Raw genomic sequence first — 22,953 nt, 5'->3', positions numbered from 1 at the left:
TTGAGGCGAGAGGACCGGAGCGTACGTGAGCGAGAACCAGAACCTCCTCGCGGAGCAGCGCCGCGCCCTGATCCTGGACGAGGTCCGGCGCCGGGGCGGCGTGCGGGTCAACGAGCTGACCCGCAAGCTCGGTGTGTCGGACATGACGGTGCGCCGGGATCTGGACGCGCTGGCCCGGCAGGGTGTGCTGGAGAAGGTGCACGGCGGCGCGGTGCCGGTGGTCGAGGCGAGCACCCACGAGCCGGGGTTCGAGGCGAAGTCGGGGCTGGAGCTGACCGCCAAGGAGGACATCGCGCGGTCCGCCGCCGAGCTGGTCGTGCCGGGTACGGCGATCGCTCTGTCCGGCGGTACGACGACGTACGCGCTGGCCCATCATCTGCTGGAGGTCCCCGACCTGACCGTGGTGACGAACTCGGTGCGGGTCGCGGACGTCTTCCACGCGGCCCAGCGGGTCTCCGGGCAGCGCCAGGGCGCGGCCACGGTGGTCCTGACCGGCGGGGTGCGCACCCCGTCCGACTCGCTGGTCGGCCCGGTGGCCGACCAGGCGATCGCGGCCCTCCACTTCGACCTGCTCTTCCTCGGCGTGCACGGCATATCGGTGGAGGCCGGACTGTCCACGCCGAATCTCGCGGAGGCGGAGACCAACCGCCGCCTGGTGCAGTCGGCCCGCCGGGTCGTGGTGGTCGCCGACCACACCAAGTGGGGCACGGTGGGGCTGAGTTCGTTCGCCAAGCTGGAGCAGGTCGACACACTGGTCACCGACGCGGGCCTGCCGGCCTCGGCACGTGCGGAGATCTCGGAGCATCTGCGCCGGCTGGTGGTGGCCGGCGAGGCGGAGGCCTGATCGCGACGGCGGTACAGACATCTGACGGGTCGCCAGTTATCGTGGCGGGGCCGGTCGACCGCCTTCTCGGCCAAGGGGGTTCTCGTCCATGACGCGCCGTCTGCGCCCCGTGGGGCTCGACTTCGTCGAGGTCGCGCCCGTACGTCTGGTCTTCGCACAAAAGATGTCCGCGCCTCCCGAGCGGGTCTTCCACGCGCTCAACGACGACGTGCCCGGCTGGGCGGAGTGGTTCGCCGCGGTGACGCACGCCGAGTCCGTCGACGACGGTGCCGGGCGCGACGTCCGGCTCAAGGGCGGCGGGCATTTCCGGGAGACGGTCATCGCGGCCAAGGAGGCGGAGGTGTACGCCTACCGGGTGGACCTCACCAACGCGCCCGGCGCGCACGCCATCGCCGAGGAGTGGCGACTCGTCCCCTCCGGCGGCGGCACCCGCGTGCAGTGGACCTTCGCCGTGGACGGCACGGCGCCGTTCCGTCTCGCGGTCAGGGTCGCACGCGCGGGGCTGGGCCGGGCCTTCCGGGGCGCGGTGACCGAGCTGGACCGGCGCCTTTCGCGGTAGCGGCTAGCCGGGCCAGACCCCCGTCTCCAACAGCGAATCGATCACCGCCGCGTACGGTGCGATGTCCAACCCCTGTTCCTCCAGCCAGGAGTCCGAGTAGTACTTGTCCAGGTACCGGTCCCCCGGGTCGCACAGCAGCGTCACGACGCTCCCCGTACGCCCCTCGGCCACCATCTCGGACACGATCTTCAGCGCGCTCCACAGCCCGGTCCCGGTGGACCCCCCGGCCTTCCGCCCGATCGCCTGCTCCAGCGCCCGCACCGCGGCCACGCTCGCCGCGTCCGGCACCTTCATCATCCGGTCGATGGCCCCGGGCACGAAGCTCGGCTCCATCCGCGGCCGTCCGATGCCCTCGATCCGGGACCCGCAGTCGCATGTGACGTCCGGATCGCCGGTGGTCCAGCCCTCGAAGAAACAGGAGTTCTCGGGGTCGGCGACACAGATGCGTGTATCCCGCTGGGTGTAGTGGACATAGCGGGCGAGTGTCGCGGAGGTACCGCCGGTGCCCGCCGTGGCGACGATCCAGGCCGGCTCCGGGAACCGTTCCAACTCCAGCTGGCGGAAGATGGATTCGGCGATGTTGTTGTTGCCGCGCCAGTCCGTGGCCCGTTCGGCGTAGGTGAACTGGTCCATGTAGTGGCCGCCGGTCTCCACCGCGAGGCGCGCGGACTCCTCGTACATTTTCCGGGAGTCGTCCACGAAGTGGCACTGCCCGCCGTGGAATTCGATGAGCCGGCACTTCTCGGCGCTGGTGGTGCGCGGCATGACGGCGATGAACGGCACGCCGATGAGCTTGGCGAAGTAGGCCTCGGAGACGGCCGTCGAGCCGCTGGACGCCTCGATCACCGGTCGGTCCGGCCGGATCCAGCCATTGCACAGGCCATAGAGGAAGAGGGAGCGGGCCAGCCGGTGCTTGAGGCTTCCTGTCGGGTGCGTCGACTCGTCCTTGAGATACAGGTCGATGCCCCAGGCCTCGGGCAGCGGGAAGCGCAGCAGGTGCGTGTCCGCCGAACGGTTCGCATCCGCCTGGACTTTGCGGACGGCCTCTTTGAGCCAGTCGCGACAGGCGGCGTCGCTGCGGTCGACGTCGAGGGTGGCGCCGGTCCGGATCTGCGGGGTGGTGCTCACGGCGGGACTCCTTACGCTTCGCGCCGACGGCGTCCGAACGCGGCCGACGCATCGATCATAAACACCTTCCGCACGCTTCTCACCTGCATAAACGCATCTTTGGGCACCTCAAAGGCACCCCTGGGGAACAGTGGCGCGAACCCTTCGGGGCGCATTGTGGCGAGTGCTCCGAGCGCCCCCCGCCCGGCGGGGCGCGCGTACTGGTGCTCCGCGCCGAGGGCGGGCAGACTGCCACCGGACGGGACGAACGTCTCGAACGGGGGCGCATACTCGATCACAACACGAGCCGGAGCACGCCGGGCCGGGGCCACGAACCCGCGGTCGGCGACCGAGGTACTCGAAAAGGGGCGGGGCAGGATGGCGGAGCCGGAGTTCACGGCGAAGGGCGTGCGGATCGACAAGCGGCTGCGTTCGCTCACCCGGGCCGGGCAGGTCCGGATAAGGGACGGCAGGCTGCAGTTGCTGACGAGCTACGGCAGCGAGATCGACAGCGCGCCGGTGCAGGCCGTGCGGGCCTCCAAGCCGTGGTTCGCGTCGGACGACCGGGCCCTGGCCGACCTCAACGGCCAGCGCTACTCACTCACTCTGGGTGACCACGATCCAGCGCCGGGCGAGCCCGGTCCGCCCGCGGCGCGCCGCTTCATCGAGGCGGTGCGGCGGGCCGCGGGGCGTGACCGCTGAACCACGGCGAGTTGCGGGACCGTGCGCACTGGGTCACGCTTGTCTCACGTCACTCTGGGTTTACCGGCGATAACGCTGCGAACCAGCCCGCCGGCCACGACAGCAGGCGGCTCCATGGACGGCGGCGCCCTGCTGGATCCGTTCTCCGTGTTCTTCCGGACCTCACGTCGGGGAGTCGCAGCCGTGATCAAACACCCAAGCAGACACTGCTCGGTGGAGCTCCAAGCATTGCCCTCGCGGATCGGCCAGGTCCGCAGAATCGTATCTGCGCAGTTGCGCTACTGGCGCCTCGACCCGTTGATAGACCGCGCCGCGCTCGGTGTCACGGAGTTGCTGACCAACGTCCACCGGCATGCGCAGCCCGACAAGAACTGCACCGTGGAGATCGAGCTCCAGCTCGACCGCCTCACGGTGTCGGTCCGTGACCACGATCCGCGCCTGCCGGTGGTGGAGGACGGCACGGAGATCGCGCCGATGGCCACCTGCGGCCGGGGGCTCGCGATGGTGGCGGCGGTCAGCGAGAGCTGGGGGGTGCGGCCGCACGACGACGGCAAGGTCGTGTGGTTCACCCTGCCCGCGCCGACGGCCACACCGAAGACGGCCCGCCCGCAGCGCCGGGGCGACGAACCGGCACCCCGCCGGATCATCGAGCCGGAACCCGCGCCGGCCGGCGCGTCCGCCCCCGCACACGCGATCGCGGGTGCCCCCGCACACGCCATCGCCGGCGCCCCGGCCCCCGCACACGCCAGCGCCGCCGTCCCCGGCGCCGCACACGCTCCCGCCCGCTCGGCTGTCGCCAGTTGAGCGGGCGGTGAGTCTCCTCGCCGAGTCTCCCCCGTGTTCAACCCTCGTCGATGACCCGTGGCACGTCGAGGCGGGCCGCCGGCCCGCCGATGCGTGCCGTGGACACCGCCGCGGCCACGCCGTCCCGGGCCTGTACGGCGGTGTCGCCACCGCCGTACACCGTCGCGGCGTCCACGCGAGCCGCGGCCGGTGCCATGGCGGGCGCGGTCACGCCGCGCCGGGCTTGCCGAGGCGGCCGAACTGCTCCTCCAGGACGGACAGCCTGCGCCAGTACTCGTCCTCGTCGATCTCGCCGGAGGCGAAGCGGCGGCCGAGGACCGCGAGCGGCGAGTCGCCGGACGGACGCCCCGCATCCATCGGACGCCAGGGCCCGCCGCGGGCGCGCCACGCGGTGCGGCGCAGGAACGTGACGGCGCCGATCACGACGGCCGCCCAGATCAGCGGGAAGAACAGGATCCAGGGGCCGGGTCCGCCGTCCCAGTTCGCCAGGGTCTGCATCGTGGTCCAACTCCTCCGTGGGGAAGGTCTCGATCTGCTGCCTAGAGCCTGACTCCGAGGCGGGGTCCAGGTCGTCGTGCGGCCGACGTCAGTCGCCGTACGTCCCGGGGAGTACGTGGCGGCGGGCGCCCTGCTGCCGAAAGGACTGGTGTTCTGTACCTACTAGTATGTACAGTCGGCGTATGAGCACGTCGGAACGGCTGATCGAGTCCACTCGCGAGCTGCTGTGGGAGCGCGGTTACGTCGGTACGAGCCCCAAGGCGATCCTGGAGCGCGCGGGCGCCGGCCAGGGCAGCATGTACCACCACTTCAAGGGCAAGCCGGATCTGGCACTGGCCGCGATCCGGCGGGCCGCCGAGGAGTTGCTGGCCACCGCCGAGGGCGTGCTCACCGGACCGGGTACGCCGTACGAGCGGATCGAGGCGTATCTGCGGCGCGAGCGCGACGTGCTGCGCGGCTGCCCGATCGGGCGGCTGACCATGGACCCGGACATCGTCGCGAGCGACGAGCTGCGCGCGCCGGTCGACGAGACGCTCGACCGGATCCGGGAGCTGATCGCCGGGATCGTCGAAGAGGGCAAGGAGCAGGGGCAGTTCGGGCCCCGGGTGGACGGCGAGGAGATCGCCGCGACCGTGCTCGCGACCGTGCAGGGCGGCTATGTGCTCGCCCGCGCGTCCGGCTCCCCTGCCGCCTTCGACGCCGGCGTGCGCGGACTGCTGTCCCTACTGAGGAGTTGACGTACGTGCACATCACCAGAAGCCGCCCGGACACCCGGCGGGGCCCGGCGGAGAACTTCACCGGCACGGTGTGGCTGGACGAGATCGCCGCGCCCGCCGCGCCGTCCCGGCTGCGCATGTTCAGCGTCCATTTCGCGCCCGGCGCCCACACTGCCTGGCACCGGCATCCGCACGGCCAGGTGCTGCACGTCCTTGAGGGCGAGGGGCTGGTGGCACGCGAGGGTGGCGAGGCGGAGGCGATCCGCGCCGGCGACACGGTGTGGATCGAGCCCGGCGAATGGCACTGGCACGGCGCCGCGCCGCGCAGCTTCATGACGCATCTCGCGGTCGTGGAGGCCGCCGAGGACGGCACGACCGCCGAGTGGCATGAGCACGTGACCGACTACCCGGCCTGAGAAGGAGCCGGCCCGATGCACGCCATGCAGTACGAGTTCACCCTGCCCGCCGACTACGACATGGATGTCATCCGCTCCCGCGTCGCCCGCGTCGGGCATCTGCTCGACGGCTGGGACGGCCTCGGCGTCAAGACCTACCTCATGCGCGAGCGGGGACACCATGGCTCGCCGGTGAACCAGTACGGGCCGTTCTATCTCTGGAACACCGTGGAGGGCATGAACGGTTTCCTGTGGGGAGGCGCCTTCCAGGGGCCGGTCGACGACTTCGGACGGCCGCGGATACGGCAGTGGACGGGCCTGGCCTTCGAGGAGGGCACCGCCGCGGGCTCCCCCGCCGCCTTCGCCGTACGGCGGCGCCGACCGGTGCCGGACGGCGTGGAGTTGGCCGCCTTCATGGCGGACGCGGCGGACGAGACAGGGCGGCTGGCAGCCGAGGACGGTGCGGTGCTGGCGGCGTCAGCCGTGGACACGAACACCTGGGAGCTGGTTCATTTCTCGCTCTGGGCGCACGAGGCGCCCAAGGCCGAGGGTGATGTGTTCCAGGTGCTGCATCTGTCGCAGCCGGGGCGCGGCGCGCTGCCGCGCGGGCGGCAGTGGTGAGCGGTGTCCGTACGGTCCTCGGTGACATCCGGCCCGTGGACCTGGGTGTCTGCGACGCGCACGACCATCTCTTCCTCCGCAGCCCCCGACTGCCGGGGCAGGAGCTGAACGACGCGAGCGCCGCACGGGCCGAGCTGGCGGCGTTCCGCGCGGCGGGCGGGGCGGCTGTCGTGCAGTGGACACCGTACGGGATGGGACGGCGGGCCGCCGATCTGCGGTTGCTGTCCCGGTCCGCAGGCGTGCACGTGGTCTGCGCGACGGGGCTGCACCAGGCGGCGCACTACGACCCGGAGTTGCTCGAAGAGCTGCGCGGGCGGCTCGCCGAGGTCTTCGTCGCCGAACTGACCGAGGGCATCGGTACGTCCGGGGTGCGCGCCGGTCTGGTCAAGGTGGCCGGCGGCTTCCACCACCTCGACGCGCACGCCCGCTGGACGATGGCCGCGGCGGCCGAGGCCCACCGCGCGACGGGGGCGCCGATCGCCGTCCATCTGGAGCTGGGCACCGGCGCACTCGACGTACTCGACCTGCTCTGCGGGGAGTTGGGCGTCCCCGGCGACCGGGTGATCCTCGGCCACCTCAACCGCTCCCCCGACCTCGTCGTCCAGCGGCAGGCCGCGGCCTCCGGCTGCTGGCTGGCCTTCGACGGGCCCTCCCGGGCCGACCACGCCACCGACTGGCGGATGCCGGAGGCGGTACGGGCCCTGGCCGAGGCCGGGTTCGGGGACCGGCTGCTGCTCGGCGGGGACACCGTGGTGGCGGGGGCACGGTCGGTGGACGGCGGGCCGGGGATGCCGTATCTGCTGCGGCGGGTGCGGCCGCGGCTGGTGGCGGAGCTGGGTGCGGACCTCGTCCAGCGCGTTCTCATCGACAACCCGGCCCGGGCCTTCGCCGTGGACTGGCGCTGAGGCGCTCAGACCACGTGGATGTCCACCGACGGACGGAGCTTCGCGGCGGCGGCCAGCGCCTCGTGGGCCGGGTGGGCGTCGAAGGACGCCAACAGGCCCTGGTCGGCGGGGAGCTCGGCTGCCGGGTAGGCGATCTGCTCGAAGGCCGCCTGGAAGCGCGGGCCCCAGCGGCGGGTGCCGAGGCGGGCCGTGCGGGAGCAGTTGTCGACCATGTACGCCACATCGCGGGCGTGCATGTAGGGCAGCAGCGAGTCCACCGCCTCGATGACGGACTCGTTGACGATCTCGGACCAGGGATGGCCGCGCTCGGCGAACTCGTCGACCTGCGCCATCATCGTGGCCACGAACACACCGGCGGTGAACGGCTCGACGGGCAGCTCCCGTTCGGCCCGGCGGGCCCGCACCCGCTCCCCCGCCGCCCACATCGGTGAACCGCCGATCCGGCTCATCTCCCGCTTCCCGAGCCGTCGTTCGGCCAGGATGACGCTGCGCAGCTCGGTGCCGTCGGCGACCTCGTCGTAGATCTCGGCGACGATCTCGCGGGCGGGTGCGTATGTCGCCGTGTACGCCCGGTCGAAGGCGTCCCGGCCGGCCGCGCCGAGGTTCGCCCGGACCGCCCTGATGCCCGCCCGGGAGATGGTCCGGGCGATGGGCCCGGTCACGTTCTCGCAGGACCGCTCGTACGCCGTCACCTCGTCGTCCCCGGCGAGCCGGAAGTGGCTGTACAGGCTCTCCACGATGCCGTGCACCGCGCCGAGCAGGACGGCGCGCTCGCCGACGATGTCGGAGCGGTACTCGCTCTCCAGTGTGGTGCGGAAGGTGTACGGCGCGCCGAGCGCGACCGACCAGCCGAGGGCGAGGTCGGTGGCCCGGCCGTCGGGGTCGGCGTGCACGGCGAAACTGCTGTTGATCCCGGCGCCGTTGATCTCCGCGCCCTGTTCGTACAGGCGGCGTACGGAGTCGCCCATGCCCTTCGGGCAGACGGCGATCACGCCGTGACCGGCCGGGAAGTCATCGCCGCTCTCGCGGAGGTGGCCGAGCAGGAAGCCGTGCGAGAGGCCGATGACCGCGCCGGGCTTGAGGACCGCGAAGATCTCCCGGTGGTGGGCGGCGAGGGCGGCGTCGGCGATGAGCAGGAGGAGCAGGTCGCTGCCGGCGGCGACGGTGAGCCAGTCACCGAGGGTGCCGTTCTCCTCGGTGAAGCCGTGCTCGCGGGCGTCGGCGGCCGAGGCGGAGCCGGGGCGCAGGCCGACGGTGACCGTGATGCCGGTGCCGGCGAGGGAGTCGCGCAGGTTGCGGGCCTGGGCGCGGCCCTGCGGACCCCAGCCGAGGACGCCGATCCTGCTCACGCCCGCGAACGCCCGGGGCAGCAGGGGGAAGAGGTGCCGTCCGCCGCGGACGATGGTCTCCGTGCCGCCGGGCACGTCCATGGTTTCGAGTGCGAAGACACCGGAGGTGTAGGTGGTCGTCGAGGTCATGGCCGAGTTGTAGGCTCCGGGCGGACGTTGCGACAAGCGCAATTTTCGCAGCGGGCTGTTGCGGATCACGAAAGGGCCTGGTCGCACGGTGCGGGACGATCATCGGGGGCTGCGGCTCTTCCTCCATCTCGCGCAGTCGCTGAACTTCGGGCGGACCAGCCTGGACTGCCATGTGAGCCCGGCGACGCTGACCCGGACCGTGCAGCGGCTGGAGAGGGAGCTGGGCCACCGGCTGTTCGACCGGGGCCCGCGCGGGGTGTCCCTGACGGCGGAGGGGCAGCGGTTCCGTGAATACGCGGTGCAGGCGCTGGAGTTGTGGCAGGCCTACCGCGACGAACGCCCCGATCCGGCCGAACTCACGGGCAGTCTCACGGTGTTCGCCACCGTGACCGCCTGCCAGTCCCTGCTGCCCGACCTGTTGGCGCCGTTCCGTACGGCGCACCCCCAGGTACGGCTCGATCTGCGCACCGGGGACGCGGCGGCCGCGCTGGCCCGGCTCGACGAGGGCGAGGCCGACGTGGCCGTCGCCGGGATCCCGGGGCGGCTCCCGGAGCCGCTGGTCGGCCGGGCGGTCACGGTCACCGATCTGGTCCTGGTCACCGCGCGCGACCGCCAGGACCCCGGCCTGGACGGCCCGTTCGTCCTCCCTCAGCGCGGTCTGGTGCGTGAGGCGGCCGACCGCTGGCTCCGGGCGCGGGGGCGGCCGGTGGCCGTCGCCTGTGAACCGGACGGCCATGAAGCCCTGCTGGCCCTGGTCGCCCTGGGCTGCGGCACGGGGGTGGTACCCCGGCTGGTGCTGGAGCACAGCGCGGTGCGGGACCGGATCACGGTACTGCCGGCCGACCCCGCGCCGGAGCCGTTCCCGATCGGTCTGTGCGTACGCCGGTCCGACCTCAGGAGGCCGCTGGTGGCCGCGTTGTGGAGCCTGACGGCGCAGAGGTAGGCGGGCGGCGGGCCGTCACCGAAGGGCCCCCAGCGGGTCGTCCAGCACCGGCTGCCAGGCCAACTCGGCCGCTCCCACCAGGCTGTTGTGGTTCAGCGTGCAGGGCAGGATCGGCACGCTGCCGCTCTGGCCCCACAGGCTGCGGTCGGCGACGACGGCGCGCAGCCGCTCCGGGTCGGCGTCCAGGAGCGTGCGGTGCAGGCCACCGAGGATGATGCGGTCGGGATTGAGGATGTTGACCAGTCCCGCCAGACCGAGGCCGAGCCGGTCGATCAGGGCCGCGGTGGCCCTGCGGACGGTCGGGTCGGCGTACTGGTCGCGGATCAGGTCCTCGGCCTGCCGGAGCAGCGACACCTCGGGGCCGGGATCGCGACCCGCCTCGATCAGCAGCGCCAGCGGATCGGTCTCCACGTCCAGACAGCCCCGGCTGCCGCAGTGGCAGGGCCGGCCCTCGGGGTTCACGGCGAGGTGACCCACCTCCAGGGCCAGGCCCGAACTCCCCGTGTGCAGACGGCCGTCAAGGACCAGCGCACCGCCGACGCCCCGGTGCCCGGTGGCCACGCACAGCAGATCCCGGGCACCCCGGCCCGCGCCGTGCCGGTGCTCGGCGAGCGCGGCCAGGTTCACGTCGTTGCCCGCGAACGCCGGACCGGTGATCCCGGCCGCCCGTACGCACTCCGCGAAGATCCGGCGCACCGGTGCCCCGACCGGCCAGGCCAGGTGGAGGGGGTTGAGGGCCAGGCCCTCCGGTTCCGCGACGGCGGACGGCACCGCGAGTCCGGCGCCGACGCAGCGGCGGCCGGTGGTGCGCAGGAGGTCGGCGCCCGCCTCCACCACCGAGCCGAGCACCTTCGCCGGGTCGGCGTCGACCGTCTCGCAGCCGGGCGCGGTCGCGACGATGCGGCCGCCCAGGCCGACCAGTGCCGCGCGGAAACCGTCGGCGTGGACCTGCGCGGCGAGTACGACGGGGCCGTTCTCGGCGACCTCAAGGCGGTGGGAGGGACGGCCCTGCGAACCGGCGGCGGCGCCGGGGTGGGCGTCGACCCTGATCAGGCCGAGTGCCTCCAGTTCGGCGGCGACGGCGCCGGCCGTGGCCCGGGTGACGCCGAGCTCCGCGGTGAGCACCGCGCGGGTGGGGGCGCGGCCGGTGTGCACGAGTTCCAGGGCGGGGCCGAGTGCGCCGCGTCCTCTGTCCAACCGGGGTTTCGAGGTTCCGTTCCCCGTCGGGTCGGGGGCCACCTTGCCGCTCATGAGAGGGAGTCTGCCATGATCCGTAGTCCTGACCGGTGCGGGTGCGTTGTGGCTGGTCGCGCCCACGCGGCGGAGCCGTATGTCAATACAGCCCCGCGCCCCTGAAGGGCGCTCAAGTGAGGGCACCTCCAAAGCCGCTCACTCTCAGTGTGACGTTGAGTCGGCCGGTCAGGCCCAGCTCTGCCGGTCCCGTTCCCGGGTACACCCGCGGCACCCCGTGATGGGCGAGCCGGGACTCGCCCCCGAACACGAACAGGTCCCCCGACCGCAGTTCCACGTCCGTGTACGGCCTGCCCCTGTTCTCGGTGTTGCCGAAACGGAACACGCACGTGTCCCCCAGGCTCAGCGACACCACCGGCGCATCCGACCTCTCGTCGGCGTCGCGGTGCATGCCCATGCGGGCGTCGGCGCCGTAGAAGTTGATCAGGGCGATGTCGTACGAAAATCCGCCGACCGCGTCCGGACCGAGGGCGTCGGTCACCGCGTGGCGGCCCAGTTCGTCGAGCCAGGACGGGAACGGCTTCACGGGGCTGCCGTCGCCGTCGACGGCCGTGCGGGCGTAGGCGTACGGGTACCAGTGCCAGCCCAGACAGACCTGGCGGGCGGTCATCGTGCCGCCCCCTGGGGTGCGGACCGTGCGCAGGCCCGCCGGGGGCCGGGCCCAGTCGCGGCAGGCGGTGAGCAGCGCGCGCTGCCGGGCCGTGTCCAGCCAGTCGGGGACGTGCACGGCGCCCGGCGCGACGCGGGCGCGCGCCCTGGGGAACAGCTCATCCTCCATGCCCCCATCCTGCCCGACCGGGCCTGAGCTGCGGTTCGGCTAGCCTGGACGCACGATGAGCGACCGTATGACGACTGCCTGGGGCGAGTTCGAGCTGTCCCGCTTCCCGGAGGATCCGCGCGACCGGCTGCGTGCCTGGGACGCCGCCGACGCGTACCTGCTGAGGTGTCTCGACCGGGAGCGGATCGGGCTGTCCGGCACGGTGGTGGTGCTCGGTGACCGCTGGGGGGCGCTGGTCACGGCGCTGGCGGAGCACCGCCCGGTGCAGATCACCGACTCGTACCTGAGCCAGGAGGCGACCCGCGCGAACCTGGCGCGCGCGGGTGTCGAGACGGGCGCGGTGCAGTTGCTGACCACCCAGGATCCGCCGCCGGAGCGGGTGGACGTGCTGCTGGTGCGGGTGCCGAAGAGCCTGGCGCTCCTTGAGGACCAGCTGCTGCGGCTGGCGCCCGCCGTGCACGCGGGCACCGTCGTGGTCGGCACCGGCATGGTCAAGGAGATCCATACGTCGACGCTCCGGTTGTTCGAGCGGATCCTCGGCCCGACCCGTACCTCGCTGGCCGAGCAGAAGGCCCGGCTGATCCACTGCACGCCCGATCCGTCGCTGGACCGCCCGGAGAATCCGTGGCCGTACAGCTACGCGCTTCCCGACGGCGTCGGCGCGGTCTCCGGGCGTACGGTCGTCAACCACGCGGGTGTCTTCTGCGCCGACCGGCTCGACATCGGTACGCGGTTCTTCTTGGAGCATCTGCCGAAGGGTGGCCGGCGGATCGTGGACCTCGGGTGCGGGAACGGGGTGGTGGGCACGGCGGTGGCGCTGGCCGACCCGACGGCCGAGGTGCTGTTCGTGGACGAGTCGTTCCAGGCGGTCGCGTCGGCGGAGGCCACCTACAAGGCCAACGGGGTTCCCGGTCATGCCGAGTTCCGGGTCGGGGACGGACTGGCCGGGGTGGCGGCCGGGAGCGTGGACGTGGTGCTGAACAACCCGCCGTTCCACTCCCACCAGGCGACCACCGACGCGACGGCGTGGCGGATGTTCACCGGGGCGAAGCGGGCGCTGCGGCCGGGCGGCGAGCTGTGGGTGATCGGCAACCGGCACCTGGGCTACCACGTGACGTTGCGCCGCCTGTTCGGCAACAGTCGGCTGGTGGCGAGCGACCCGAAGTTCGTGGTGCTGAAGGCCGTCAAGCGCGGCTAGTCCCGTCGGCCAGGACGCCCATGATCCGCGTCACCTCCCGGGCCATCGCCTCCCTGCCGGCAGCGAGGTAGGTGCGGGCGTCGACGGCCTCGGGGTGGTCCGTGAGGAAGCGGCGGACGGACGCGGTCATCGCCATGTTGAGGGCGGTGCCGACATTGACCTTGACGATGCCGCCGGCGACCGCGGCGACAAGCCCGTGGTCCGGGACTCCGGAGGAGCCGTGCAGGACGAGCGGGACCGGCACGGCGGCGGCGAGGCGCTTGAGCAGGTCGTGGTCGAGGGCGGCGGTGCGGGTGGTCATGGCGTGCGCGCTGCCGATCGCCACGGCCAGCGCGTCGACACCGGTGCCGACGACGAAGTCCCGCGCCTCGGCGGGGTCGGTACGTGCCCCGGGTGCGTGCGCGTCCAGCGCCGGCCGGCCGTCCTTGCCGCCGACCTCACCCAACTCCGCTTCGATCCAGAGGCCTTGGGCATGGGCCCAGTCGACGGCGGTCGCGGTCGCGGCGAGGTTCTCCGCGTACGGCAGCCTGGACGCGTCGTACATCACCGAGCTGAATCCGGCGCCCGGGGCCTGCCGGAGCAGGTCGTCGCTCCGGACGTGGTCCAGGTGCAACGCCACGGGGACGTGGGCGCGTTCGGCGGCGGTGGCGGCGGCGCGCGCCAAGGGGAGGAGGTGTCCCTGACGGAACCTGACCGCGTTCTCGCTGACTTGGAGGACGACCGGTGAACCGGCGGTCTCGGCGCCGGTGATGACGGCCTCCACGTGTTCCAGGGTGATGACGTTGAACGCGGCGACGGCGGACCGGGCATCGGCGGCCCGGGTCAGCAGCGCGCCGGTGGCTGCGAGGGGCATGCTCACTCCCCGCCGGACGGGGTGAGGATCACCGAGCGGGTGAGATGGCGCGGCCGGTCGGGGTCGAGGCCCCGGGCGGCGGCGACGGCGACGGCGAGGCGCTGGGCGCGGACGAGTTCGGCGAGCGGGTCGAGGGTGCCCTGGATCCACAGCCCGCCGGTGGCGCCGACCTGTTCGGCGAGTCCGGTGGGGGCCGGACCGAACATCCAGGTTGCCGTGGCGCGGGTGGTGATGCTGATCGGGCCGTGCCGGTACTCCGTCGCCGGGTAGGCCTCGGTCCAGGACAGCGAGGCCTCGCGCATCTTGAGTCCGGCCTCACTGGCGAGTCCGACGGTCCAGCCGCGCCCGAGGAAGGTGAACTGCGTGCATTCGGCGAGCCCTGGAGGCAGGGGAGTGGAGAGCGCGGTGCGGGCGTCGGCGACCACGCCTTCGCTGTGCAGGCCGAGGTGGGCGCGGAGCAGGGTGAGCGCACTGGTCGCGAACCGGGTCTGGACGACGGAGCGTTCGTCGGCGAAGTCCAGGACGACGAGGTCGTCGGCGGCGTCCGACACGGGGGTGGCGGGGTCGGCGGTGATCGCGGCGGTGCGCACGCGTCCCTTCAACCCGCCCAGCAGGTCGAGTACTTCGGTGGTGGTGCCGGACCGGGTCAGGGCCAGCACCCGGTCGTAGGACCGCCCGTGCGGGAACTCCGAGGCGGCGAAGGCGTCCGTCTCGCCGTGCCCCGCGGACTCGCGCAGTACGGCAGCGGCCTGGGCCATGAAGTACGAGGTGCCGCAGCCGACGATCGCGACCCGCTCGCCCGGGGCCGGGAGCGCGTGTGCTCGGCGGGTCGCCTGGGCGGCGGCTCGTGTCCAGCACTCGGGCTGGCTGTTCAGCTCCTCGACGATATGTGACATACCACTACCCCTCCCATAGATGATTGTTCTTGCAAGATAGAGCGCCCTTTCAAGCACAATCAAGCATCCTGTCCCAAGTCGGGTGCGCTAGGGTCGCCAGGAGATCGAGGAACGGAGGCGGCGGATGTCGCGCGACGCCCGCTGGAAGGCGCTGCTTGAGCTGCTCGTCGAGCGCGGCCGCCTCGACGTCGAGGAGGCGGCGGCCGAACTGACGGTCTCGGCGGCCACCATCCGCCGGGACTTCGACCAGCTCGCCGAGCAGCAGATGCTGGTGCGCACCCGGGGCGGGGCGGTGGTGCACGGGGTGTCCTACGAGCTGCCGTTGCGCTACAAGACGGCCCGGCAGGCCTCCCAGAAGCAGCGGATCGCCGAGGCGGTGGCGGATCTGGTCGCGCCGGGCGAGGCGGTGGGGCTGACCGGCGGTACGACCACCACGGAGGTGGCCCGCGCGCTGGCCGTACGCGGCGACCTCACCACCGGCACCCCCGCGCTGACGGTCGTCACGAACGCGCTCAACATCGCCAACGAGCTCGCGGTGCGGCCCCAGTTCAAGATCGTGGTGACGGGCGGCGTGGCGCGCCCGCAGTCGTACGAGCTCATCGGGCCGCTCGCGGACGGGGTGCTGGGGCAGATCACCCTCGATGCGGCGGTCCTCGGGGTGGTCGGCTTCGACGTCACGCACGGAGCGGCGGCCCATGACGAGGCGGAGGCCGCGGTCAACCGGCTGATGTGCGAGCGGGCGGCCCGCGTGATCGTCGCCGCCGACTCCGGCAAGCTGGGCGCGCGGGCGTTCGCCCGGATCTGCCCGACGGATCTGGTGGACACGTTGGTGACGGACACGGCGGCGGCGCCGGACGCGGTGCGCCGGTTCGAGGAGGCGGGGGTCCGGGTCCTGACCGTGTGACGCGGTGCGCCTCCGCGACTCGGCCCGCAGTCACATCCCGCTGGTGTCAGCGCTGACGAATCCCGCGCCCCGCTGGTCGTTGCAGCCGAACACGGGCCGGTCGGCCGGGTCGGGCCAGCTCTGCCGGGCCTGGAGGGCGACACTCACCAGCGTCAGCAGCAGGTCGACGTCGCTCGCCGCGTCGAGCCGGATGGTCACCCACTGCGAGCCCGGGACGATCCGGATGGCCCCGGTCCTCTTGAGGTTCTTGGCGAAGTGCCGGATGGCGTGGGTGGTCAGGCGCAGGTCGACATCGCGTTCGGAGTGGAAGTGCGCGATCTCGCCCTGCGACGAACTCACGGCCTGGCCCAGCCCGCAGCTCGGTACGGCCTGGGTCAGGTCGGGCCAGGTCGCCAGTTGCGCCAGAGCACGCGCGGCCAACGTCATGGGGCCATCATGACCCGCTCACTCTCCGGTAACCAACTAGCGAGCAGTTATTAACCGAGCTGTTGCCGGACTCCGTCCGAACACAGACGCCCGGGACGAGTGAATATCCGCAGGATTTCAGTGGTTCGAGTGAAGGAGGGTACTTCGCGGGCATCCGGGACAGCCGTGGCCGACGTCACCTTCTGCGTAGGTCTGACACCTGTCCTACGCGCGCCTGGCGCTCTTCGCCGCGAACGCGTCGGCGGCGGCGAGGTCGAAGTCCCCGTGATCGCTGCCGAGGCCCTGGGCGACCAGTGCCGCAACGGCGTTGCCGAGGACGGCGGAGTCGTACGGGGTGCGGCCCAGCCCGACGCCGTAGACGAATCCGGCCGAGAAGGCGTCGCCGCAGCCCGTGGTGTCCACGACGTCGATCTCGAAGGCGGGGACCGGCTCGGCGCCCTCGGCGGTGACCAGCAGCGCGCCGTCGCCGCCCCGGGTGACCGCGACCAGCCCGGCGCCGGCACCGACCAGCTTCTTCGCGCCCGCCACCAGATCGTCCTCGCCGGAGAAGCCCAGCACCTGGTCGTCGTTGGGGAGGAGGTGGTCGACGTACGGCAGGGCCGCCGCGATCTGCTCGAAGCTGCCGAGCACGCCGGGCGCGAGCAGGTCCACGGAGGTCGTCACGCCGTGTTCCTTCGCGAAGTGCAGGATGCGCGCGGCGACGTCGACTCCGATCAACTCCGGTCCGCCGAGGTGGAGATGGGTGGCTTCGGCGAGGGCGTCCCAGGGCACGTCGTCGACGCCGTAGGTGATGTTGGCGCCGAGCAGGTGCAGGGACGGCCGGTCGCCGTTGGGGCGGATGGGCAGCACGCTCGCCGAAGTGGCGGTGTCGGCACGGCGGACGAGGAAGCCGGTGTCGATCCCGGCCCTGCCGAGCAGCTGCACCAGCATGTCGCCGGTCGCGTCGGCGCCGACGGCCCCGGCGCTGCGCACGGCGGCACCGAGTTTGGCGAGGCTGAGCGCGGTCCCGCCGGCGGTCCCGGCAGCGGTCATCCTGATGTCCTCGACCAGGGTGGCGCCCTGCCCCTCGGGTATCGCGTCCACCGGCCGCACCAGCACGTCCAGCACATGCACGCCCATCGTGATGACTCTCATGGCTTGCCCTCCTGCAGGGATTGGGTGGTGCCGTAGTTCCGGGCGATCGCGGCCTCGATCACCGCGAGTTGCTGTCCCTCGTCCAGGACGCGGGGCGCGCCGAGGGCCGCCGCGTGCTGGTAGACACCGCAGGCCCATTCGAGCAACAGGGCGTTCTCGACCGCCTTGTCGAGGGTCGGGCCGACGGTGACCGAGCCGTGGTTCGCCATCAGGGCGGCGCTGCGGCCGTCGAGCGCGGTGAGCACCGACTCGGCGAGTTCCGGGGTGCCGAAGGTGGCGTACGGGGCCACCCGCACGGCACCACCGAGGGCGAGCAACTGGTAGTGGATGCACGGTAGTTCTTCGAGCACGCAGGAGAGGGCGGTGGCCATCGGGGCGTGTGTGTGGACGACCGCGGCGGCGCCGTGACGCCGGTAGACCCCGAGGTGCAGGTCGAGTTCGGAGGTGGGCTGCAGGGTCCCGGCGACGACCTTGCCGTCCAGGTCGACCACCGTCACCTGGTCCGCGGTGAGTTGGGAGAGCACCGCGCCGGTCGCGGTGACCGCGACCCGGTCCCCCACCCGCACGCTGACGTTTCCCGCCGTGCCGATGAGCAGGCCCGCCGCTCCCAGGCGGCGGCAGACGTCCGCCACCGCGGCCCGTTCCTGAACCAACGCGGAGCTTGAGTCCGTCATGGCCGCGACGGTAACCTAAACCTGAAACAAAGTCACGTTCAGATTCAGGAGCCGCGGGTGAGCGAGCCGAGCGCCGAGGAGACCGGGGCCGTGCTGCGCCGGACTCCCCAACAGGCCCGCAGCAGAGCCCGGTTGGCGCGGGTGCTGCAGGCGGCGGAGCGCGTGCTGATCGACGAGGGCGTGCCGGCCCTCACCACGACCCGGGTCGCGGCGCAGGCCGGAGTGTCGGTCGGCTCGCTGTACCAGTACCTGCCCGACCGGGACGCGATCATCGACGCGCTGGCGGCGACGTACTTCTCCCGGCTCGAAGCGGTGATGGAGGAGTTCGTGGGCAGTGCGGCGACGGAGCGCTGGTCCGACCCGGTCGGCGTGCTGATCGACACCTACGCCGGGCTCTACCGCACCGAACAGGGCTTCAGGGCCCTGTGGTTCGGCAGCGGTCTGACCGACCGGACCCGGGCGGCGGACCGCGAGCACAAGCGGCGGATGGCCGACGGGGTGCGCCGGGTGCTGCTCGCGCTCGGCATCGCCGACGACACCCCGGGGCTCGCCCCTGCCTGCCATGCCGCCGTCCTCGCCGCCGACGCGCTCGCCCAGGAGGCCTTCCGCCGAGAACCCGAGGGCGACACGGCCCTCCTGGACGAGGCGAAGGTCATGCTGCGCGGCTACCTCACGGACGTCGCGGGGAGGCGGGGGCCGCGGGGCGGCTGAGCACCGCCGGCCGGTGCCCCCCCCGTGCCGGTCCGCCGCCCGATGCCGCCCTCCTCCCGATGCCGCCCTCCTCCCGGTCCGCCGGGAGGCACGGACCGGCCGCCGCACCGGCTCGGCTCCTCGCCGCTCCCCAAGGCCGCCGCTCTCCAGGGAACGTGCTCGGCGCCCGGTCAGCCGTCGGGCCATGGGGCGCTCCGGAGCTCGCTGTCCAGTCCGGCTGTCACCAGCGGCACGCACAGGACGGCGGCGAGCACGGCCGACGCCACGGCCGGTGAGGCGAACTGGAGCAGCACTCCGGCCAGCACGTTGCCGAGCGGAGTGCCCACCCCGACGGCGGCGACCGTGGTCGCGATCACCCGGCCGCGGACGGCGTCGTCCACTTGGCGGAAGACCAGGATGTCCAGCATCACGGTCAGACCGGGCTGGCCAAGAGCGATCAGCGCGAGGACGAGCATCAGCCAGCCGGTGCCCCACGGCACCGCCACGAGCGGCAGGAGAATCACCACACACCCGCTGACGGCGAGCAGGAGGCGGCCGGGGGCCAGCGCCGCGTGCAGACGCCTGGTCAGCAGCGCGCCCAGCACACCGCCGAGCGCGCCCGCCGCGAGGACCATGCCGACCACCCGCGGCGACGCCCCGTCGTGCTGAAGCCGGACGAGGACCACCAGCGTCAGCGCCGCGTTGACGACGCCGAGACCGGCCACCAGGAACAGGACGCTCCGCAGCGGTCCGACGGCCCACAGGACGCGTACCCCCTTCAGGAGACCGCCGCGTCCGCCCCGCGCGGGCCGGGTGGCCCGGCCGTCGAACCGCACCACCAGGACGCTGATCATCGCGAGGACACAGCCGACGGCCGAGGCGACGAAGGGCAGGCCGCTGCCGAGCGCGTACAGGGCCCCGCCGAGTGGCGTGCCGAGGAGGTTGCCGCCGCTGGTGCGCACCTCCTCCTGCACCAGCGCCTGGCTCAGCTGCGCGGGGGGCACCAGGGACCGCAGGGCCAGCATGCGGACCGGGCCGCCGAAGGCCGTACCGGCGCCGAGCAGGACCGCGGTGGACATCAGCTGGGCGACGGTGAGGCCGTGCAGTGCCATCGCGATCGGCACCCCGGCGAGCGCGGCCGCCTGGAGCGCGAGCGCGCCCGCCAGCACGGTCCTGCGGTTCGCCCGGTCGGCGACGGCCCCGCCCGGAACGGCCAGCACGAGCATGGTGCCGGTCTGCACCGCCCCGAACGCGCCGGCGGTGGCCGGGGAGCCGGTGCGGGCCAGGATGAGCAGCGGATACGCGAGCCCCGCGATCCGCAGGCCCAGCAGGGAGCTGACGGCCCCCGCCCAGAACACCTGGAACCGCCGGTTCCTGCGGAGCGGAACCGCGGCCGACGCCGGTGCCCGCACGCCCACGGACCCGGATGGCCGGTCCTCCCCCATCGTCACGCGGCTCTCCCTCCGTCGACGCCGACGGCGGTCCGGCCCCGGTGGCCGCTCACCGCCCTTGTCCCGTCCGCCGCGCTCACCTAGCCTGACTTTGTGCCGCTGATAAACAAACCCCGGACGCACAACGTCGTGCCCGGCAACGCCCTCACCCGACTCCGCATCGCCCTGACCGTGTTCTTCGCCATGGACGGCTTCGTCTTCGCCGGTTGGGTCGTCCGCATCCCGGCCATCAAGGAACAGACCGGCGCCTCGGCCGGCACCCTGGGACTCGCTTTGCTCGGCGTCTCGGCCGGAGCCGTGATCACCATGATGTTCACCGGCCGGCTCTGCCGCCGCTACGGCTCCCACCCCGTGACCGTCGTCTGCGCCGTCCTGCTCTCCCTCAGCGTCGCCCTGCCCCCGCTCACCCACTCGGTCCTGGCCCTCGGCGGCGTACTGCTGCTCTTCGGCAGCGCCTACGGCGGCATCAACGTGGCCTTCAACAGTGCCGCGGTCGACCTGGTACGCGCCCTCCGACGCCCCGTCATGCCCAGCTTCCACGCCGCTTTCAGCCTGGGCGGCATGACCGGCGCCGGTCTGGGCTCCCTGATCGCCGGAGTGCTCACCCCCACCCAGCACCTGCTCTCCCTCACCGCCGTCGGCCTCGTGGTCACCCTCTTCGCGGGCCGCACGCTCCTGCGCACTCCCCCGCCGGCCACACCAGGGGACGACACGCCACGGGCGACCTCCGCACCGCACCGCCTGGCACCCCGCACCCGGCTGCTCGTCGTCACGTTCGGCCTGATCGCCCTGTGCACGGCCTATGGCGAGGGTGCCATGGCCGACTGGAGCGCCCTGCACCTGGAGCAGGACCTCGGCGCCGCACCCGGCACAGCCGCCGTCGGCTACTCCTGCTTCGCCCTCGCCATGACCGTCGGCCGGCTCAGCGGTACCAGACTGCTTGAGGTCCTGGGCCAGACCCGCACCCTGGTGCTCGGCGGCACGACCGCGGCGATCGGCATGCTGCTGGGCGCGCTCACCCCGGCCCTGTGGGCGGCCCTCCTCGGTTTCGCGATCACCGGGCTCGGCCTCGCCAACCTCTTCCCCGTCGCCGTCGAACGCGCGGGCAGGCTGGCCGGTCCCGAGGGCGTGGCCACCGCGTCCACCTTCGGCTACGGCGGCATGCTCCTGGGACCACCCGCCATCGGCTTCATGGCGGACTGGCTCTCCCTCTCCGCCGCCCTCACCACCGTCGCCGCCCTGGCCGCCACCGCCGCGGCCATCGCCCTGCTGACCCGCCGCACGGCAGGGCACTGACCGCGGACCTCGCCGGCCCACCGGCAGACGTGCCCGGAGCGGCCCCGAACGAGCCGCCCGGCCGGGGGGCGCCTCAGTCCAGCAGCCCCGGTTCGCGTACCGACTCCAGTACCCGGGCCAGCCGCGCGGTGTCTGCGTCCGTCCACCCGGGTGGGGTCGTGATCTCGGCCCACGCGCTCGTCGGGAGGGTTCCGTACCGGTGGCCGAATCCGTCCGGCACGCTGTCGGCGCCGGCCAGGTCGCACGCCACCTGCCAGAACGTCAGCAGCGGATACCACTGCATCGCCGGTGAGACGTCCCGGGCCCGCGGCCGGTCCAGCCAGTCCGGCTTGTGCAGGGCGAGGTCGGGCGACCACCAGACGACGGGATCGGAGCCGTTCTGGAGGTAGACCGCGCGGGGCTCGCCCCAGGGTGCGTCCGGGATGCCGTAGTCCGCCGGCACCTGCGCGAAGCGCACATGCGCCCCGTCGGCGACCACCGGCCGCCACTCTGGGCTGCCCGGCTGCCGCTGTGCGGTGACCGTCCTCCACAGCGGGTTGTCGTAGGTCGGTCCGACGAACAGCGCGCCGCCGGTCTCGGCGACGAGCGTGGGCAGGGAGCCGTGCAGCGCGGACTCCACGGAGAACGAGCCGAGGCTCTCGCCGTAGACGAGGAGCCGGGGGCGGGAGCCGGCCGGGAGCGTCCGCCACTTGGCGTAGACGGCGTCGAAGAGGGCACGCCCGGTGGCGGCGGCCTCGTCCTCGGTGAGCGCGGAGACCCAGCTGGGGAGGTAGGAGTACTGCATGGCGACCTCGGCGGTGTCGCCGTCCCACATGTACTCCAGCGGTTTGCTGCCCTGGTCGTTGATCCAGCCCGTGCCGGTGGTGCCCATGACGGCGAGGATTCGGCGGGAGAAGCCGCCGGTGCGTTCGAGTTCGTGTACGGCGAGGGCGGCCCGTTCGTCGAGGGTGTCGGCGGAGCGCAGGCCGACGTAGACCCGTACCGGATCCTTCGCCGGGCGGCCGGTGAGGGCGGCGATGTCGGCGCGGCGCGTGGCCGTGCCGACGAAGTCGCGGCCCTTGGCGCCCAGCGTGTCCCAGTGGGCGGCGGAGTCGGGACTGCCCGACAGAGTGGGCAGGCCGGGCTGGTGGACGCCCTTGGCGGTGCCCTGGTCGGCGAGCGAGGCGCCGCTCTCGATCGCGTCCAGTGCGGCGCGCAGCAGGAAGCCCTGGACGGCTCCGACGATCACGAAGGCGGCCAGGACGACCCCGGTGGCGTAGGCGATGGGGCGCGGGACGAGGGCGTCGAACGCCTGGGCGGCGAGGCGGGTGCAGAGCCGTACCGTGCGGGCGGCCAGGAGCAGCAGCGTCCCGACCAGCGCGGCCACGAACAAGACGAGCGCCCACTGCCACCAGACGATGTGCGGGGGCAGGGTCACCGTCCGGCGGACCTGCCCCTCCCAGCGGACGCTCCAGGCGGTGACGGTGACCACCGCGGCCGCGCCGAGCACGCCCAGGGCGGCCCAGAGGGTACGGCGGACCCTCGGGCGGATGCGGACGCCGGCCCAGCGGAGCAGCAGCCGGGCGAGGGTCTCCAGCACGGCACCGACGGCGTAGCCGACGGCGGCCGAGACGCCGGCCGCGAGTCCCTGGAGCCACCAGGCCCGGGGAAGGAGGGAGGGGGTGAGGGACAGGCAGTAGCACAGGACGGCCACCCCGGTGCCGCCCCAGCACGGCCGCCGCCGGACCACCCGGTCGGGGCCCATGTGCCGGCGCACCCGCTCCGCCGTCCGCCGGGTCCAGTCCTTCGTACGATTCAGCGCCCTGCCCGCACCACTCACTTGGCCACCTC

General features: G+C 72.9%; 26 protein-coding genes. 13 read left to right on the top strand and 13 right to left on the bottom strand.

All coding sequences use genetic code 11. The features are described 5' to 3' along the window. Nucleotides 1-25 precede the first annotated feature (25 nt). Together OHB00_RS45515 and OHB00_RS45510 are read left to right on the top strand one after the other, a co-directional pair. Nucleotides 26-844, top strand: coding sequence for a DeoR/GlpR family DNA-binding transcription regulator (locus tag OHB00_RS45515; RefSeq protein WP_406444093.1), 819 nt, complete (start codon nucleotides 26-28; stop codon nucleotides 842-844). Nucleotides 845-932: 88 nt separating this feature from the next. After that, nucleotides 933-1,403: an SRPBCC family protein gene (locus tag OHB00_RS45510; RefSeq protein WP_406444092.1), complete on the top strand. Its 471-nt coding sequence runs from the start codon at nucleotides 933-935 to the stop codon at nucleotides 1,401-1,403. Nucleotides 1,404-1,406: 3 nt separating this feature from the next. Here the strand turns inward: OHB00_RS45510 and OHB00_RS45505 are convergent, their stop codons facing one another. After that, nucleotides 1,407-2,531, bottom strand: coding sequence for a PLP-dependent cysteine synthase family protein (locus OHB00_RS45505; RefSeq protein ID WP_406444090.1), 1,125 nt, complete (start codon nucleotides 2,529-2,531; stop codon nucleotides 1,407-1,409). A 357-nt stretch (nucleotides 2,532-2,888) separates the two neighbouring features. On the opposite strand from OHB00_RS45505, the gene OHB00_RS45500 reads away from it, so the two are divergent. Next, nucleotides 2,889-3,212 (top strand): hypothetical protein, encoded by a 324-nt coding sequence (locus OHB00_RS45500; protein WP_406444088.1) that lies wholly within the window; start codon nucleotides 2,889-2,891, stop codon nucleotides 3,210-3,212. A 183-nt stretch (nucleotides 3,213-3,395) separates the two neighbouring features. After that, on the top strand, nucleotides 3,396-4,016 hold the full coding sequence (locus OHB00_RS45495) for an ATP-binding protein (protein WP_406444087.1): 621 nt from the start codon (nucleotides 3,396-3,398) through the stop codon (nucleotides 4,014-4,016). A 37-nt stretch (nucleotides 4,017-4,053) separates the two neighbouring features. Here the strand turns inward: OHB00_RS45495 and OHB00_RS45490 are convergent, their stop codons facing one another. Together OHB00_RS45490 and OHB00_RS45485 are read right to left on the bottom strand one after the other, a co-directional pair. After that, complete coding sequence (locus OHB00_RS45490; protein ID WP_406444085.1) at nucleotides 4,054-4,212, bottom strand: hypothetical protein; 159 nt, start codon at nucleotides 4,210-4,212, stop codon at nucleotides 4,054-4,056. Nucleotides 4,213-4,223: 11 nt separating this feature from the next. Continuing rightward, nucleotides 4,224-4,514 carry an SHOCT domain-containing protein gene (locus OHB00_RS45485; RefSeq protein WP_406444083.1) on the bottom strand — a complete coding sequence of 97 codons (291 nt, stop codon included), beginning with the start codon at nucleotides 4,512-4,514 and terminating at the stop codon, nucleotides 4,224-4,226. A 182-nt stretch (nucleotides 4,515-4,696) separates the two neighbouring features. On the opposite strand from OHB00_RS45485, the gene OHB00_RS45480 reads away from it, so the two are divergent. The 4 genes from OHB00_RS45480 to OHB00_RS45465 are packed head-to-tail and all read left to right on the top strand — an operon-like array spanning nucleotide 4,697 to nucleotide 7,151. Then, nucleotides 4,697-5,251, top strand: a complete 555-nt coding sequence (locus OHB00_RS45480) for a TetR/AcrR family transcriptional regulator (protein ID WP_406444081.1) — start codon at nucleotides 4,697-4,699, stop codon at nucleotides 5,249-5,251. A gap of 5 nt (nucleotides 5,252-5,256) precedes the next feature. Next, nucleotides 5,257-5,646: a cupin domain-containing protein gene (locus OHB00_RS45475; protein ID WP_406444079.1), complete on the top strand. Its 390-nt coding sequence runs from the start codon at nucleotides 5,257-5,259 to the stop codon at nucleotides 5,644-5,646. Nucleotides 5,647-5,661: 15 nt separating this feature from the next. Further along, nucleotides 5,662-6,246 (top strand): DUF4865 family protein, encoded by a 585-nt coding sequence (locus tag OHB00_RS45470; protein WP_406444077.1) that lies wholly within the window; start codon nucleotides 5,662-5,664, stop codon nucleotides 6,244-6,246. Further along, complete coding sequence (locus OHB00_RS45465) at nucleotides 6,243-7,151, top strand: phosphotriesterase (RefSeq protein ID WP_406444075.1); 909 nt, start codon at nucleotides 6,243-6,245, stop codon at nucleotides 7,149-7,151. Before OHB00_RS45470 ends, OHB00_RS45465 begins: the two co-directional genes overlap by 4 nt. Nucleotides 7,152-7,156: 5 nt before the next feature. Here the strand turns inward: OHB00_RS45465 and OHB00_RS45460 are convergent, their stop codons facing one another. Then, nucleotides 7,157-8,629 (bottom strand): ketol-acid reductoisomerase, encoded by a 1,473-nt coding sequence (locus tag OHB00_RS45460; RefSeq protein ID WP_406444073.1) that lies wholly within the window; start codon nucleotides 8,627-8,629, stop codon nucleotides 7,157-7,159. Nucleotides 8,630-8,717: 88 nt separating this feature from the next. Here OHB00_RS45460 and ilvY point away from each other — a divergent pair, with 88 nt between their 5' ends. Next, entirely contained in the window at nucleotides 8,718-9,572 is an 855-nt protein-coding gene (gene ilvY / locus OHB00_RS45455; RefSeq protein WP_406444071.1) for an HTH-type transcriptional activator IlvY, read from the top strand. A 15-nt stretch (nucleotides 9,573-9,587) separates the two neighbouring features. Here ilvY and OHB00_RS45450 read toward each other — a convergent pair whose 3' ends face one another. Together OHB00_RS45450 and OHB00_RS45445 are read right to left on the bottom strand one after the other, a co-directional pair. Then, on the bottom strand, nucleotides 9,588-10,823 hold the full coding sequence (locus tag OHB00_RS45450) for an ROK family protein (protein ID WP_406444069.1): 1,236 nt from the start codon (nucleotides 10,821-10,823) through the stop codon (nucleotides 9,588-9,590). Nucleotides 10,824-10,935: 112 nt separating this feature from the next. Then, nucleotides 10,936-11,601, bottom strand: coding sequence for an alpha-ketoglutarate-dependent dioxygenase AlkB family protein (locus OHB00_RS45445; RefSeq protein WP_406444067.1), 666 nt, complete (start codon nucleotides 11,599-11,601; stop codon nucleotides 10,936-10,938). Nucleotides 11,602-11,668: 67 nt separating this feature from the next. On the opposite strand from OHB00_RS45445, the gene OHB00_RS45440 reads away from it, so the two are divergent. Continuing rightward, on the top strand, nucleotides 11,669-12,799 hold the full coding sequence (locus tag OHB00_RS45440) for a methyltransferase (RefSeq protein WP_406444065.1): 1,131 nt from the start codon (nucleotides 11,669-11,671) through the stop codon (nucleotides 12,797-12,799). Here the strand turns inward: OHB00_RS45440 and OHB00_RS45435 are convergent. Continuing rightward, a complete protein-coding gene (locus tag OHB00_RS45435; protein WP_406444064.1) occupies nucleotides 12,786-13,652 on the bottom strand; it encodes a ketose-bisphosphate aldolase in 867 nt (288 codons plus the stop codon). The two genes, OHB00_RS45440 and OHB00_RS45435, sit on opposite strands and share 14 nt — an antisense overlap. Nucleotides 13,653-13,654: 2 nt before the next feature. Continuing rightward, entirely contained in the window at nucleotides 13,655-14,548 is an 894-nt protein-coding gene (locus OHB00_RS45430; RefSeq protein WP_406444062.1) for an SIS domain-containing protein, read from the bottom strand. A gap of 124 nt (nucleotides 14,549-14,672) precedes the next feature. On the opposite strand from OHB00_RS45430, the gene OHB00_RS45425 reads away from it, so the two are divergent. Next, on the top strand, nucleotides 14,673-15,452 hold the full coding sequence (locus OHB00_RS45425; RefSeq protein WP_406444060.1) for a DeoR/GlpR family DNA-binding transcription regulator: 780 nt from the start codon (nucleotides 14,673-14,675) through the stop codon (nucleotides 15,450-15,452). A 30-nt stretch (nucleotides 15,453-15,482) separates the two neighbouring features. On the opposite strand, the gene OHB00_RS45420 is transcribed toward OHB00_RS45425, so the two are convergent. From OHB00_RS45420 to OHB00_RS45410, 3 genes are all read right to left on the bottom strand, one after another. Beyond that, entirely contained in the window at nucleotides 15,483-15,878 is a 396-nt protein-coding gene (locus OHB00_RS45420; RefSeq protein WP_406444058.1) for a luciferase family protein, read from the bottom strand. 204 nt (nucleotides 15,879-16,082) lie between these two features. Further along, entirely contained in the window at nucleotides 16,083-17,012 is a 930-nt protein-coding gene (locus OHB00_RS45415; protein ID WP_406444056.1) for a carbohydrate kinase family protein, read from the bottom strand. Further along, on the bottom strand, nucleotides 17,009-17,686 hold the full coding sequence (locus OHB00_RS45410; RefSeq protein ID WP_406444055.1) for a class II aldolase/adducin family protein: 678 nt from the start codon (nucleotides 17,684-17,686) through the stop codon (nucleotides 17,009-17,011). Before OHB00_RS45410 ends, OHB00_RS45415 begins: the two co-directional genes overlap by 4 nt. 57 nt (nucleotides 17,687-17,743) lie before the next feature. Here OHB00_RS45410 and OHB00_RS45405 point away from each other — a divergent pair, with 57 nt between their 5' ends. Beyond that, the gene (locus tag OHB00_RS45405) at nucleotides 17,744-18,397 is read left to right on the top strand and encodes a TetR/AcrR family transcriptional regulator (RefSeq protein ID WP_406444053.1); all 654 of its coding nucleotides are present in this window, start codon (nucleotides 17,744-17,746) and stop codon (nucleotides 18,395-18,397) included. A 170-nt stretch (nucleotides 18,398-18,567) separates the two neighbouring features. Here OHB00_RS45405 and OHB00_RS45400 read toward each other — a convergent pair whose 3' ends face one another. Beyond that, complete coding sequence (locus OHB00_RS45400; protein WP_406446286.1) at nucleotides 18,568-19,821, bottom strand: MFS transporter; 1,254 nt, start codon at nucleotides 19,819-19,821, stop codon at nucleotides 18,568-18,570. A 99-nt stretch (nucleotides 19,822-19,920) separates the two neighbouring features. On the opposite strand from OHB00_RS45400, the gene OHB00_RS45395 reads away from it, so the two are divergent. Continuing rightward, nucleotides 19,921-21,123 (top strand): MFS transporter, encoded by a 1,203-nt coding sequence (locus OHB00_RS45395; RefSeq protein ID WP_406444051.1) that lies wholly within the window; start codon nucleotides 19,921-19,923, stop codon nucleotides 21,121-21,123. Nucleotides 21,124-21,196: 73 nt separating this feature from the next. Here OHB00_RS45395 and OHB00_RS45390 read toward each other — a convergent pair whose 3' ends face one another. Beyond that, entirely contained in the window at nucleotides 21,197-22,942 is a 1,746-nt protein-coding gene (locus tag OHB00_RS45390; RefSeq protein ID WP_406444049.1) for an alpha/beta hydrolase, read from the bottom strand. Between the last annotated feature and the right edge of the window lie 11 nt (nucleotides 22,943-22,953).

The sequence above is a fragment of the Streptomyces sp. NBC_00631 genome (assembly GCF_045206895.1).
GTDB lineage: Bacteria > Actinomycetota > Actinomycetes > Streptomycetales > Streptomycetaceae > Streptomyces.
The sequence above is the reverse complement of the archived record's forward strand: the minus strand, read 5'-3'. Positions and strand labels throughout refer to the sequence as shown.

Bases quoted from the DNA above. Each gene is read 5' to 3' on its own strand.
- OHB00_RS45510 (WP_406444092.1), top strand. From the start codon at position 933: ATGACGCGCCGTCTGCGCCCCGTGGGGCTCGACTTCGTCGAGGTCGCG.
- OHB00_RS45500 (WP_406444088.1), top strand. From the start codon at position 2,889: ATGGCGGAGCCGGAGTTCACGGCGAAGGGCGTGCGGATCGACAAGCGG.
- OHB00_RS45490 (WP_406444085.1), bottom strand. From the start codon at position 4,212: ATGGCACCGGCCGCGGCTCGCGTGGACGCCGCGACGGTGTACGGCGGT.
- OHB00_RS45485 (WP_406444083.1), bottom strand. From the start codon at position 4,514: ATGCAGACCCTGGCGAACTGGGACGGCGGACCCGGCCCCTGGATCCTG.
- OHB00_RS45480 (WP_406444081.1), top strand. From the start codon at position 4,697: ATGAGCACGTCGGAACGGCTGATCGAGTCCACTCGCGAGCTGCTGTGG.
- OHB00_RS45470 (WP_406444077.1), top strand. From the start codon at position 5,662: ATGCACGCCATGCAGTACGAGTTCACCCTGCCCGCCGACTACGACATG.
- OHB00_RS45460 (WP_406444073.1), bottom strand. From the start codon at position 8,629: ATGACCTCGACGACCACCTACACCTCCGGTGTCTTCGCACTCGAAACC.
- OHB00_RS45450 (WP_406444069.1), bottom strand. From the start codon at position 10,823: ATGAGCGGCAAGGTGGCCCCCGACCCGACGGGGAACGGAACCTCGAAA.
- OHB00_RS45445 (WP_406444067.1), bottom strand. From the start codon at position 11,601: ATGGAGGATGAGCTGTTCCCCAGGGCGCGCGCCCGCGTCGCGCCGGGC.
- OHB00_RS45440 (WP_406444065.1), top strand. From the start codon at position 11,669: ATGACGACTGCCTGGGGCGAGTTCGAGCTGTCCCGCTTCCCGGAGGAT.
- OHB00_RS45435 (WP_406444064.1), bottom strand. From the start codon at position 13,652: ATGCCCCTCGCAGCCACCGGCGCGCTGCTGACCCGGGCCGCCGATGCC.
- OHB00_RS45430 (WP_406444062.1), bottom strand. From the start codon at position 14,548: ATGTCACATATCGTCGAGGAGCTGAACAGCCAGCCCGAGTGCTGGACA.
- OHB00_RS45425 (WP_406444060.1), top strand. From the start codon at position 14,673: ATGTCGCGCGACGCCCGCTGGAAGGCGCTGCTTGAGCTGCTCGTCGAG.
- OHB00_RS45420 (WP_406444058.1), bottom strand. From the start codon at position 15,878: ATGACGTTGGCCGCGCGTGCTCTGGCGCAACTGGCGACCTGGCCCGAC.
- OHB00_RS45415 (WP_406444056.1), bottom strand. From the start codon at position 17,012: ATGAGAGTCATCACGATGGGCGTGCATGTGCTGGACGTGCTGGTGCGG.
- OHB00_RS45410 (WP_406444055.1), bottom strand. From the start codon at position 17,686: ATGACGGACTCAAGCTCCGCGTTGGTTCAGGAACGGGCCGCGGTGGCG.
- OHB00_RS45400 (WP_406446286.1), bottom strand. From the start codon at position 19,821: ATGGGGGAGGACCGGCCATCCGGGTCCGTGGGCGTGCGGGCACCGGCG.